12 protein-coding genes are annotated in these 12,208 nt (G+C 64.8%); all 12 read right to left on the bottom strand.

Annotated elements, in window-relative coordinates:
* Positions 1 to 85: 85 nt before the first annotated feature.
* A complete protein-coding gene (locus EXZ48_RS19395) occupies positions 86 to 481 on the bottom strand; it encodes a hypothetical protein (protein ID WP_130517693.1) in 396 nt (131 codons plus the stop codon).
* Positions 482 to 573: 92 nt separating this feature from the next.
* Positions 574 to 1,941 (bottom strand): LLM class flavin-dependent oxidoreductase, encoded by a 1,368-nt coding sequence (locus tag EXZ48_RS19390; RefSeq protein ID WP_050745683.1) that lies wholly within the window; start codon positions 1,939 to 1,941, stop codon positions 574 to 576.
* 35 nt (positions 1,942 to 1,976) lie between these two features.
* On the bottom strand, positions 1,977 to 3,242 hold the full coding sequence (locus EXZ48_RS19385) for an SfnB family sulfur acquisition oxidoreductase (protein WP_050745684.1): 1,266 nt from the start codon (positions 3,240 to 3,242) through the stop codon (positions 1,977 to 1,979).
* 72 nt (positions 3,243 to 3,314) lie between these two features.
* The gene (locus tag EXZ48_RS19380; protein WP_088016509.1) at positions 3,315 to 4,127 is read right to left on the bottom strand and encodes a MetQ/NlpA family ABC transporter substrate-binding protein; all 813 of its coding nucleotides are present in this window, start codon (positions 4,125 to 4,127) and stop codon (positions 3,315 to 3,317) included.
* 20 nt (positions 4,128 to 4,147) lie between these two features.
* Positions 4,148 to 4,807 (bottom strand): methionine ABC transporter permease, encoded by a 660-nt coding sequence (locus tag EXZ48_RS19375; protein ID WP_130517692.1) that lies wholly within the window; start codon positions 4,805 to 4,807, stop codon positions 4,148 to 4,150.
* Complete coding sequence (locus EXZ48_RS19370; protein WP_050745726.1) at positions 4,797 to 5,843, bottom strand: methionine ABC transporter ATP-binding protein; 1,047 nt, start codon at positions 5,841 to 5,843, stop codon at positions 4,797 to 4,799. Before EXZ48_RS19370 ends, EXZ48_RS19375 begins: the two co-directional genes overlap by 11 nt.
* 5 nt (positions 5,844 to 5,848) lie before the next feature.
* Positions 5,849 to 7,081 carry an acyl-CoA dehydrogenase family protein gene (locus tag EXZ48_RS19365; protein ID WP_050745685.1) on the bottom strand — a complete coding sequence of 411 codons (1,233 nt, stop codon included), beginning with the start codon at positions 7,079 to 7,081 and terminating at the stop codon, positions 5,849 to 5,851.
* Between the two features lie 223 nt (positions 7,082 to 7,304).
* Positions 7,305 to 8,666 (bottom strand): O-acetylhomoserine aminocarboxypropyltransferase/cysteine synthase family protein, encoded by a 1,362-nt coding sequence (locus EXZ48_RS19360; protein WP_130517691.1) that lies wholly within the window; start codon positions 8,664 to 8,666, stop codon positions 7,305 to 7,307.
* 27 nt (positions 8,667 to 8,693) lie between these two features.
* Complete coding sequence (locus EXZ48_RS19355; RefSeq protein WP_050745686.1) at positions 8,694 to 8,993, bottom strand: hypothetical protein; 300 nt, start codon at positions 8,991 to 8,993, stop codon at positions 8,694 to 8,696.
* Complete coding sequence (locus EXZ48_RS19350) at positions 8,983 to 9,768, bottom strand: ABC transporter ATP-binding protein (protein ID WP_050745687.1); 786 nt, start codon at positions 9,766 to 9,768, stop codon at positions 8,983 to 8,985. The genes EXZ48_RS19355 and EXZ48_RS19350 overlap by 11 nt, the downstream gene beginning before the upstream one ends.
* Positions 9,768 to 10,769, bottom strand: coding sequence for an ABC transporter permease (locus tag EXZ48_RS19345; protein WP_023512620.1), 1,002 nt, complete (start codon positions 10,767 to 10,769; stop codon positions 9,768 to 9,770). The genes EXZ48_RS19350 and EXZ48_RS19345 overlap by 1 nt, the downstream gene beginning before the upstream one ends.
* Positions 10,770 to 10,773: 4 nt before the next feature.
* Positions 10,774 to 11,808, bottom strand: coding sequence for an ABC transporter substrate-binding protein (locus EXZ48_RS19340; protein WP_050745689.1), 1,035 nt, complete (start codon positions 11,806 to 11,808; stop codon positions 10,774 to 10,776).
* Positions 11,809 to 12,208: the final 400 nt, after the last annotated feature.

Below are 12,208 nucleotides of genomic sequence, written 5' to 3'. Positions count from 1 at the left end.
ATTATATAGACTACAGAGCGAGGACAGGCAGGATTTTCCAAAATGCGGGCGGGTTGGGAAAAGATTTCGGCTTTAGTCGACCGGCTCACGAACGTCGCGCGAACCCTTGCAAAAGCGCGATCCATCTCCGCAGCAAAGTCTTTAGCGCACCATGGAGGCTGATCAGAAACCGCCGCCGTTTGGCGTGAGCGGGATCGGCATCGCTTGTTCGCAACAGAGCGTAGCCTACCAAAAACATGACGCCGGCAAGGGCGACTGGCACAAGAACCGCCACCCCTAGCAAGGCCAATACATAGAAAACAAACGGATTTTCGGAAGCGGTAAGTCCGCCGCCACGGGTAGTGGGAAATCTACCGTCGATGATCCACGCAATCCAGACAGACAGAAAGGCGGGTCCGGAAAGGGACAGGCCCACGACGCCTGCCGCAGTTTTCAGGCGATCGCACCGCGTCGGCGCGGGCTTTTCTCTGGAACCACCCATTACGCCTCCATTCAGGGAGCCGGACTATCGGGTTTTCGTCACCATCCGGTTATGCGATCTGGTTAGCGAGAGGTTACCGCTTCCGACGCCCCTCACTCCGCAGCCACCGCCCTCGCCCGGAACGCGCCGCCCGGGTGGCGGTCCGGCAGGCGATCGCCCGTGCCGAAAAGGCGGTTGCGCAGGCTGCCGGCGGCGTAGGCGGTCTTGTAGCGGCCGCGCTCCTGCAAGACCGGGATGACGAGATCGATGAAATCCTCGTAGCTTTCGGGCGCGACGGTGCGGGCGAGGTTGAAACCATCCACCTCGCCCTCGGCGATCCACGCCTCCAGCGCGTCGGCCACCTGATAGGGGTTGCCCACGACCAGCGGATAGCGGCCGCCGAGCGCCATGCCGGCGAGGATGCTGCGCTTCGTCCAGCCGCGCGCGCGGGCAAGATCGACCGAGGTCTGCACGAAATTGCCCTTGCCGTAGGTGATCGGCTCGTCGGGTTCGTATTGCGAGAAATCGATGCCCGTGCCGGCGGAGAAATGCGCAAGGCCCGCTTCGGGGCTAGCGTAGCGCGCATAGTCCTCGAACTTTTCCCTCGCCGCCTTCTCCGTGCGGTCGACGACGACGGTGAGGCCGGCGAAGATGCGCACATCCTCGGCCCGCCGGCCCGCCTCCACCGCACCCTTGCGGATGGCGCGCGCCGCGGTGCGGGCGACGCCCGTATCCGGCGGGGAAATGAAGACGCATTCGGCATGGCGGGCGGCAAATTTTTGGCCACGGCCGGAGGCGCCGGCTTGGTAGAGCACCGGCGTACGCTGGCGCGAGGGCTCACTGAGGTGATAGGCTTCCATGCGGTAGTATTGGCCTTCGTGCCGGATTTTCCGCACGCGGGTGGGGTCGGCATAGACGCGGGCGCGGCGATCGCGCAGGACGGCGTCATCGTCCCAGCTTCCCTCCCAGAGCCGGTAGAGGAGGTCGAGGAACTCGTCGGCCCGGTCATAGCGCTGGTCGTGTTCGCCGAGCGCGCTTTCGCCCATCGCCCGCGCGGCGCTGTCGAGATAGCCGGTGACGATGTTCCAGCCGATGCGGCCCTCCGTCAGGTGGTCGAGCGTCGAGATGCGCCGGGCAAAAATCGCCGGCGCCTCCGCATTGACATTGACCGTGACGCCAAAGCCGAGCCCCTTCGTCACCGCCGCCATGGCCGAGATCAGCATCAGGGGATCGTTGACCGGGAGCTGGATGGATTCGCGCAGGGTCAGGTCGACGGACTGCTGGTAAACGTCGTAGACTCCGACGATATCGGCGAGGAACACGCCGTCGAACAGGCCGCGCTCCAGCGTCGCCGCCAGCTCCGTCCAGTAGCTGAGCTTCGTATAGCGGTGCGACTGGTCGCGCGGGTGGGTCCACAGGCCATGGTTGATATGGCCGGCGCAGTTCATGGTGAAGGCGTTGAGGAGGATTTCTTTTCGCATGTCTTGTTGCGGCGGGCGGCGCGCGCCCTTCCCGTTCAAATCCAGGAATGAAGCGGCGGCTGTACGCCGTTGAGGTAGTATTGGCCGATCGAATGGAACTTCCAGCGCACCGGATCATGCAGCGTGTGGGTGCGCGCGTCGCGCCAGAAGCGGTCGAGATTGTGCGCACCGAGCGTCGAGCGCGTGCCGGCGAGCTCAAAAAGCTTGTTGGCGGCGGTGAGCGCGACCTCCGTCGTCAGCACCTTGGCTTCGGCAACCGCGACCTTCGCCTTGGCGATCGTCTCGTCGGTGACGTCAGCGATGGTCTCGTCGAGCTGGCGGCCGGCGCGCTCCAGCAGCGCCTCGGCGGCATGCAGGCGGATTTTCAGATCGCCAATCGCCGCGATCGTATAGGGATCGTCCGCCGCCCTGTCGGAGCCGCTGTCGATCCACGGACGGGCGTGGTTTCGGACCAGGTCGATGGTCGCCTCGATGGCGCCGCGGGCGATACCGGCGTCGATCGCCGCGTGGATGAGCTGGCTCTGTGGGCCAATGGCGCTCTGGTTCTCGTAGACGATATGGGCGGGCAGCACCCGGTCCGCCGGGATCGCCACCGCGTCGAGGATCACCGTGCCGCTCGCCGTGGTGCGCTGGCCGAAGGCCGACCAGTCGTTGACGACCTCCAGCCCCGCCGCATCCCGGTCCGCGACGGCAACGACGACATGGCCGTCCTCATCGAGCGCGACGATGGGCACCAGATGAGCGAAGAGCGCGCCGGTGGAATAGAATTTTTTGCCGGAGACGGTGAACTGGTCGCCCTCACGGACAAGCTTCGTCTCGAAGGCCTCGGCGTTCTTGCCGCCGAATTCGGAAAAGGCGTTGCCGAGCCGTTTTCCGGCCAGCACCGCGCCGAAAAGCGCGCGCTTCTGCGCCTCGCTGCCGGTCTGGCGGATGACGTCGATGATCTCGAAACTGTTCTGGGCGATCTGGGTCAGCGAGGGATCGCCGGCCGCAAGCGTCGCGAAAACCCTTGCCAGCGTGACCTGCGAGACGCCCGCCCCGCCGTGTTCCTTCGGGATGGTGATGCCCCAGAGGCCGCTTTCGGAGAAGAGATCGACTTCGGCGAAGGGCAGACGCCGCTCGCGGTCGCGCTCCCCGGCCTCGGCGGCGAAAAGCGGCTTCAGCCGTTCCGCAACAGCGATCGCCTCCGCGTCGTCTTGGATGACATGGGCGGGCCTTGCTGGCGGCGCAGGCAGCCAGCCGGCTTCGCCGGGCGCGGGATCGGCAGGGGTTTGTCTGGCGGTGGCTTGGGTCGGGCTCATGGGTTCGGCCGTCACTTCAAAAAGGGGTTGCCGAGTTGCGGCAAGGCGCAGCCCGGCGGCGAAAGGCAAACATCAGAAGGCGGCGACCACCTGTCCCTTGTAGCGCTCCGCGATGAATTTCCGCGTCTCTTCGCTGTTCAGCGCCTTGGCGAGTTTTGCCACGCGCGCATCGTCCTTGGTCTCAGGGCGGGTGACGAGATATTCGCTCCAGACATTGTAGCCGTCCTGGCCGCGGTCGATCAGCAGCGCCTTGGAGATGTCGAGCTTGGCCTCGAAGACGTAGTTGCCGTTGAGTGCCGCGAGATCAACCTCGCCGAGCGCGCGCGGCAGCAGCGCCGATTCCAGCTCGACGATCTTCAGGTTCTTCGGGTTCTCGACAACGTCCTTGACGGTCGGCAGCGGGTCTTCCGGCGAGGTCAGTTCCGGCTTGCCGGAGACCTTGATCAGGCCGAGTTTTTGCAGGAGCAGCAGGCCGCGGCCGCCATTGACCGGATCGTTCGGGATCGCCACGGTCGCGCCGTCGGCGAGTTTTTCCACCGCGTCGATCTTCGTCGAATAGGCAACGAAGGGCTCGATATGCACGGGCACGATCGGCACGAGTTCCGTGCCGCGCTGCTTGTTGTAGTCGTTCAGGAACGGCCGGTACTGATAATAGTTGGCGTCGAGTTCGCCGGAGACGAGCTGGGCGTTCGGCTGGATGTAATCGGTGAAGACGCGGATATCGAGGTCGAGGCCGTCCCTGGCGAGGATCGGCTTGACGAATTCGAGGATTTCCGCGTGCGGAATGGCGGTGGCGCCGACGACGAGCGTTTCTTCCGCCTTGGCGGAGCCGACGGCGGCGAGCGCGAGGCTGGCGGCGATGGTAAGCGATTTCAGGATGCGCATGGGGGTCCTCCTGGCGCGGGTCATTTGCGGGAAAAACGGGTGACGAGGCGGTTGCCGCTCGCCTGGATGAGCTGGACAAAGACGATGAGAATGGCGACGCAGACCGGCATGATTTCGGTCTGGAACCGGTGGTAGCCATAGCGGATGGCAAGGTCGCCGAGCCCGCCGCCGCCGATGGCGCCGGACATCGCCGTGTAGTCGACCAGCACGATCGCGGTGACCGTGACGGCCGCCAAGAGGCTCGGCAGCGCTTCGGGCAGCACGGCGCGCAGGATCGTCTGGCTGGTGGAGGCGCCCATGGCGAGGCTCGCCTCGATGACGCCGCGGTCGACCTCGCGCAGCGCCGTCTCGACCAGCCGCGCGAAGAAGGGCGCGGTGCCGACGACCAGCGGGAAGATGACACCGCGGATGCCGAGCGAGGTGCCCGTGACGAGGACGGTGACCGGCATCAGCACGATGAGCAGGATGATGAAGGGCACCGACCGGATGATGTTCAGCACGAAGGACAGGCCGCCATAGGCGAGCGGCGCCTGGAAGAGCTGCTGCCGGCCGGTGAGGAAGAGCAGGACGCCGAGCGGCAGGCCGACGAGAACGGTAAGCAGCAGCGCGCCGCCGACCATGGCGAGCGTCTGGCCGAGCGCCGCGCCGATATCGCCCCAATAGATGTTGTCAAACGACATGGCGCGGCCTTTCCTCGATCGCGGCGAATGGCGCGCCGCCCTGCAATTCCACGTCCACGCCGCTCGCCTCCAGCCCTGCAATGGCGCCCGCCACGTCCCGCCCGCTGAGCGAGACGATGAACTGCGCATAGGGCGTCTCGCGGATATGGCCGATGCGGCCGGCGAGGATCGCGTAATCGACGAGGTTTTCGCGGGTGATGCGGCCGAGGATGGGCTTGTGCGCCGCCGGCCCCGTGAAGGTGAGGCGCACCGTGCGGCCGCCGGGATCGGCGACGGCATCGAGCGAACCGCTGTCCGGCTCGGCCTCGCGCACCAGGCGCAAGGTCGCGGTGTGGCGCGGATGCAGGAAGACGTCGGTCACCGGCCCCTCCTCCACCACGCGGCCGCGATCGAGCACGGCGACGCGGTCGCAGGTGCGGCGGATGACGTCCATCTCATGGGTGATGAGCACGATGGTGACGCCGAGGTCGCGGTTGATCTGGCGCAGGAGATCGAGCACCGCGCCTGTTGTCTGCGGGTCGAGCGCGCTGGTCGCCTCGTCGCAGAGCAGGACCGAGGGTTCGCAGGCAAGCGCCCGTGCGATGCCGACGCGCTGCTTCTGCCCGCCGGAAAGCTGGCGCGGATATTTTTGCGCATGTTCCGTCAGGCCGACGCGGGCGAGCAGCGCGGCGACGCGCTCGGCGATCTCGATCCTGCCGTAGTCGCCGGTCAGCTCCAGCGGATAGGCGACATTGTCGGCGACGGTGCGGGCGCTCAAGAGATTGAAATGCTGGAAGACCATGCCGATTGACCGGCGCAGCGCGCGAAGGCGCGCGCCGCTTGCGTCCGTCACCCGCTCGCCGGCGACGAAGACATCGCCGCCGCTCGGGCGCTCCAACAGGTTGATGAGCCGCACCAGCGTGGATTTTCCCGCGCCGGAGGAGCCGATGACGCCAAAAATCTCGCCTTTCGCGACAGAGAGGTCGACCCCGTCGAGCGCGGCGACGGCGCCCTCCTTGCCGGGAAAACTTTTGGTGATGCGTTCGAGCCTTATCATCGCCGTCAGCCCGCGCTGGCGCCGATGCGCCATTGGTAGGGCGGCGGCGTGCCGTTGACGGCGAAATCACCAATGATGCGGTGCTTGTAGATGCGCGGATTGTGCGAGGCGAGCGTGCGGGCGTTGCGCCAGTGGCGGTCGAGGCCGGCGGGCTTCTTGGTGGCGGACGCGCCGAGCGCGTCGAAGAGCAGGGTCGAGGCTTCGAGGATGAGGTCGGAGACGACCGTCTGGGCCTGCGCGGCTTCGAGTTCGGCGACGGCATTGGCCTTTTCCTCGGCCTCCGGGTCGTCCAAGAAATGCGCCGCGAAGGCGCGCTCCAGGCTGGCGGCGGCCTGAAGGGTGATCGCGCCCGCCGCATAGGCCGCGGCGCGGATGCGCCCGACGACCTGAAGAACCTGCGGATCCTCGCTGGAGCGCGCGGCGGCGGCGTGGGTATAGGTGCGGCGGCGCTCCGCCACGGCTTTGGCGACGTCGGCGGTAATCGCCCGGCCGATGCCGGCAAGCGTCGCCAGATGCACGAGCTGGTAGAAGGCGGCGGAATATTTGAAGCGCTCGTCGTCGATGACGACATCTTGCGGTTCGACGGCGACGTCGCGGAAGGTGGTGGTGCCGCTCGCCGTCAGCGTCTGGCCAAAGCCGTCCCAATCGTCGATCACCTCGACGCCGGCGGCCTCCCGGCGCACGGCGACCGAAACGCCCTCGCCCTCCGCATTGGATGCGCCGACATCGATCCAGTCGGCGAAGAACGAGCCGGTCGTGTAGTACTTCGCGCCGTTGAGGACGAGCCGGCCGTCCTTTTCGGCGACGTTGGTGGAGAAGCGTTCGAGCGCCGCGCCCGTGCCGATCTCGCTCCAGGCGTTGCCGGTGATCTCGCCGCGGCCGATCCGGCCGAACCAGAGGGCCTGGCGCTCCACATCCCTGGTGTTCAGGATATCCTCGGCAAAGCCGAAATGGCCGCGCAGCGCCTGCGTGATGTTGGAATCGGCGGCGGAAAGTTCGATCAGGAGGTTGAAGAACTGCGGCAGGCTCGCGCCCTTGCCGCCCACCGCCACCGGCAGGCGCACTGCGCCGAAGCCGGCTTCCTTCAGCAGGCGGATTGCCTTGTGCGGCAGGTCGCGCTCCAGGTCGCGCCGCGTCGCCTCCGCGGCGATCTCGGCGAAAATCGGCCGGAACGGCGCGGCGAGCGCCTCATAGGCTTCACCGGGGCCGGCGCCCCAGGCATTCTCGATCTGCGTCATGCATTCTACTCGTCGCTGCCGTGCCGGCCTTGCGGGCGGGTCACGCTTGGAATTGACGAAGAGAGTAGCCATCGCGCCAATGAAATACAGAAATTCTATCTTTTTTATATATTATAAAGCGGAATGCTGTTTCTTTTCGCAGACGGTTCGGGGACGGCCCAAACAAAAGACCCCGGCGCGAGGAGGCAGCGCCGGGGTCATACACCGATCAGGCCGGCCGGCTTCAGGCCAGCGCGATGGCTCTTTCAAGATCGGTGATCAGGTCATCGGGATGTTCGAGGCCGATGGAGAGGCGCACATAGCCGGGCGTGACGCCGGTCGCCTGCTGGTCTTCCAGCGAGAGCTGCGAGTGGGTGGTCGTCGAGGGGTGGATCGCCAGCGAGCGCGCATCGCCGATATTGGCGAGGTGATAGAAAAGCTGAAGGCTATCGATGAAGCGACGGCCGGCCTCCCGCCCGCCCTTCAGCTCGAAACCGACCAGCGCACCGAAGTGGCCTTGCTTGAAATATTTGTCCGCGCGCGCCTTCGCGGTACCCTCCTGGAATTTCGGGAAGATGACGCGATCGACCTTGGCATGGCCCTTCAGGAAGTCCGCGACCTTCACCGCGTTCTCGTTGTGCTGGCGCAGGCGCAGCGGCAGGGTTTCAAGGCCCTGGATGAACTGAAAGGCATTTTGCGGGCTGATGGCGGCACCAAGATCGCGCAGAAGCACGGCGCGGGCGCGCAGGATGTAGGGGTGGAAGCCGATGGCAGCCGCCTTCTCGATCCAGGTCTTGCCCTGGTAGCTCGCATCCGGTTCGGTGAGGTTCGGCTGGCGGGCCGGGTTCTCCGTCCAGGGGAAAGTACCGCTGTCGATGATCGCGCCGCCGATCGAGGTACCGTGACCGCCGATATATTTGGTCGTCGAATAGACGACGATGGCCGCACCATGCTCCAGCGGACGGATGACGAGGGGGGCGGCGGTGTTGTCGACGATCAGCGGAATGCCGTGGCGGCGGCCAATGGCGGCAACCTCCGCTATCGGGAAGACCTCCAGCTTCGGGTTCGGCAAGGATTCGGCATAATAGGTACGCGTGCGCGCATCCGTCGCCGTCTCGAAGGCTTCGGGGTCGGACGCATCGACAAAGCGGGTCTCGATGCCGAAGCTCTTCAGGGTGGCGGCGAAGAGCGCCCAGGTGCCGCCATAGAGACCGGCGGCGCTGACGATATTGTCGCCGGCGCGGGCAACATTGAGGATCGCAAAGGCCGAGGCGGCCTGGCCGGAGGCGAGTGCCAGAGCGGCCGCGCCACCCTCCAGCTCGGCAAGGCGCTGCTCGAAGGCGTCCTGCGTCGGGTTGGAAACACGGGTGTAGAGATGCCCCGGCGCCTCGAGGGCGAAGAGCTTGTCGGCGCCATCCGTACCGGGCAACTGGAAAGACGAGGTCTGGTAGATCGGCACCGCGACCGCACCACTCGTCGGGTCGTAACGGAAGCTGCCACCGTGCAGGGCGATGGTTTCCGGATGGCGGCTCTTGAAGGTGGCGGTTCCGGCCGGGACGGTCACGATATCCTGCTCGGCGGCCTCGGGGGACTGATGGATCGTCATTGCATTTCTCCTTTTGGTAGGGCGCGCTCAGGCGCGGGAGGGGCGGACGGACAGAACCACGCCCGCGACAAGGATGCTTGCTGCGGCCCAGAAGGCTTCCGGCACGTACCACCGGATGCCGTAGACATGGTCGTTGGTGCAGAGCGCCTGGGCGAGCGCGCAGAGATCACTTGCGCCCGCAAGGCACGTTACGGCCTGGCGAACGGTGAGATAGTCGTTCTCGACGACCTTGCTGAAGATCAGCCACCACCAGCCGGTGGCGGTGATGGCGAGGACGGCGCCGACAAGGGCAACGACATGCTGGCCGAGGCGCGCGCTAGACGTCATGGGAAATTCCGAGCGTTTCGAGAAGCGTGCGGCGCAGCGCGATGAGGTTTGCGTCGTCCCTTCGGCGTGGATGCGGCCGGTCGACCCGCACCTCGGCGACGATGGCAGCAGGCCTGTCGGAGAGCACGATCACACGATCGGCCAGAAGCAACGCCTCCTCGACATCGTGCGTGACGAGCAGCGCGGTGAAGCCGGCGCTCTTCCACAGTTCAAGGAGTTCGTTCTGCATTCTGAGCCGCGTCAGGGAGTCGAGCTTGCCGAAAGGCTCATCCAGCAGCAGCAGCTTGGGATCGTTGACCAGCGCCCGGGCGAGCGCGGCGCGCTGGGCCATGCCGCCCGAGAGTTGGTGCGGATAAAAATCAGCAAAGCCTTCCAGCTTGACGAGCTTCAGCACCTCGTCGATGCGGTATTCCCGCTCGCGGATGAGGCCCCGCGCTTCCAGACCCGTTGCGATATTGGCGCGCACCGTGCGCCAGGGAAATAGCGTCTCATCCTGGAAGACCAGGATACGATCCGGGTTCGGCGCGGTGACCGAGCGACCGTCCTCCAGCACCCTGCCGGCCGTCGGCGTCTCCAGCCCGGCGGCAAGGCGCAGCAGCGTGGACTTCCCGCAACCCGAGGGGCCGAGCAGGGCGACGAACTCGCCGGGCACAATCCTCAGGCTCACATCGTCGAGAACCTGCAGCTCCTTACCATCGAGCGCATAGCGGTGGGAAACGCCTTCCACATCGAGCGCAATGCTGGCGGCGGGGGCTTCTGGAAGGGCAAGAGCCATCAGAGGATCCCCTTCTGCCAGCCGAGCAATTCATCACGCACGAGGAAGAGAAGCCGCACCAGCCCCGCGCAGATCAATGCCATGACGATGAGGGCGGCATAGACATTGGCATAGGCCGAGTAGGCCGTGTTGAACTGGAGATACCAGCCGAGCCCGAACTTGGCACCGAGCATCTCGGCCACAACCAGAACGGCGAAGGAATAGTAGAGCCCCATGAAAAGCCCGACGAAGACATTCGGCAGCGAGGCAGGGATCGCAACCTTGAAAATAAGGAAACGGTTGTCCGCGCCGAGCGTGCGGGCGACGTCATAGAAGGATCGGTTCACCTGGCTGACCCCGGCCGCGGTGAGGATGGCAACCGGAATGCCCGATGCCAGCGCCACGAGGAAGATGGAGGCGTGGAAGGTCGACGGGAATAGGAAGAAGGTGCAGGGGATCCAGGCACTCGCCGGTACCGGCCCGATCAGCTTCAAAAGCGGCATGCCCCAATAGGCGAAACGCTTCGACCAGCCGAGCGCGACACCGCCGGCAAAGCCGACAAGAACGCCCGAGAAGAAACCGAGAGCCCAGAGGCGCCCCGTATAGGCGATGCAGATCAGCAGCCTGTCCCAGTCCGTGACATAGACATGCAGGAGGCCCTGCGGCGGCGAGAAGAACGGTTTCGGCAGCCAGCCGAGCTTGGCCGTCAGCACTTCCCAGGCAGCGAGCCAGAGGCCGAGCACGATGAACCACGGCCCGTAATGGATGAGCGTTTGCCCGACGCGGCCAAGCCTGCCGACCGTGACCGACAGCACGAGAAAAATCCCCGCGCCGGCGAGCGTGACGGCAGCAAACAACTCCGTCGCCCCCCAGACAATGACATCGGGCAGGCCGTAGGTGAGCGCTGCAGCAAGAGACCATGTGCCGGCCGCCCAAAGCCCGTTGCGCCAGATGCCCGAAAAAGGAAGGGCAAGCGAACGCCGCCCTGCCCCGCCGAAGGTTTCCTCGATCGCCGTGCTCATGGCGTCACGCGAAAATGTCGATGGTGATGCGGTTTGCGATCTCCTCCGGATCGGTAGAGGCATCGATAACACCGGTCAGCCTGAGGTCCTCATAGCCGATCTGCACTTCCTTCAGGAGTTCCTTGCCGAACCAATGGTCATGATAGGTGAAGGCGGCGAGGACTTCGGTCAGATCCTGCAGCGACAGGCCCGGCCTCAGCGTATCGAAGTACCATTTGGCAACTTCGTCCGGGTGCTTTGCCGTGTACTGGTGGATCTCGAGATTGGCGGCCGCGACCCGCTTGATGGCGTCCTTGTTGGCTTCGTAATAATCGCCGTTGACGCCGAGCACGCAGCAGACACGGTCCTGGAAGGTGCCGGTCTGCGTATCGGCAACGCGGCGAAAACCGTGCTGTTTCTCGTAGGAATAGGCCCAGGGATCCATATGCGCGACGGCATCCGCCTCGCCCTTCAGCACGCCTTCTGCAACGAGATCGAAGGGGAAGACCTTCCAGGTGACGTCGGTTTCCGGATTAAGGCCGGCCTTGGCGAGCGCGACGGAGAAGGCGACGCGCGAGGGCGACATGACGTCGAAGGTGCCGATCGTCTTGCCCTTGAGGTCAGTCAGCGTCCTGATCTCGGAGTCGGGCTTTACGAGGATGCTCTGGCAACCGCCATGCGAGCCGGCAAAAAGCCGAACGTCGAAACCCTGCTCGATCGGCTTCAGCCAGTCATAGAGCAGGCCCGGACCGGCTTCGGCCTTGCGGGTGGCGAGCGCCTGAATGAGCGTCTGCCCGCTTGCACCCTGATAGAACAGCTCCACGTCGAGCCCGTGCTTTGCATAGATGCCCTTGGAAAGACCAAAGCCGACGGGCGAATGGCAGGCTGCGACCTCGGTCCATTCCAGCTTGATCGGAATGAGATTGCCGGCGACAGCATAGCGCGTCGACCGTGCGCCGATCACCCCGGCCGTGGCAGCCAAGGCGGTTACGCCCGCAGCCTTGATTAGGCCGCGGCGCGACAGGCCATTGGAAAGAATGGTTTCAGATTGCTGGCTCATCGGATGTCCCCTCGCGAAATGATGGAGGCCAGCCTATCAAAAATTTATATAGTTTATAGATTTTATAGATTATACCATTGCCTCAAGGAGGAATATTCTTTTGCCATTCGCTGGCGCCACGCTTCCTGCATTCTCCCACCCCGAGAGCGTCGCCCCCAAACAGGATTGCGACAGACCCGAACGGGCCCTTTTTCCGTCTCCCTTTGGGGACTTGCCACAGGGGAACGCTCTCTCAACCTAGGTCCATCGCGGAGCACGCAACGCTGATCGCAAATCGACCAGAGCGTTCCGCATTCTTTTCCACCCGGCAGGTTAAAACCGTCCGCTACCACGCCGACAGGGAAGCAAATTTCTTCTCCTTCCAGGCAAAATTGAACGTTCATTTCTTAAATACACTAAT

The organism is Shinella sp. JR1-6 (genome assembly GCF_004284735.1).
Lineage (GTDB): Bacteria > Pseudomonadota > Alphaproteobacteria > Rhizobiales > Rhizobiaceae > Shinella.
The sequence above is the reverse complement of the archived record's forward strand: the minus strand, read 5'-3'. Positions and strand labels throughout refer to the sequence as shown.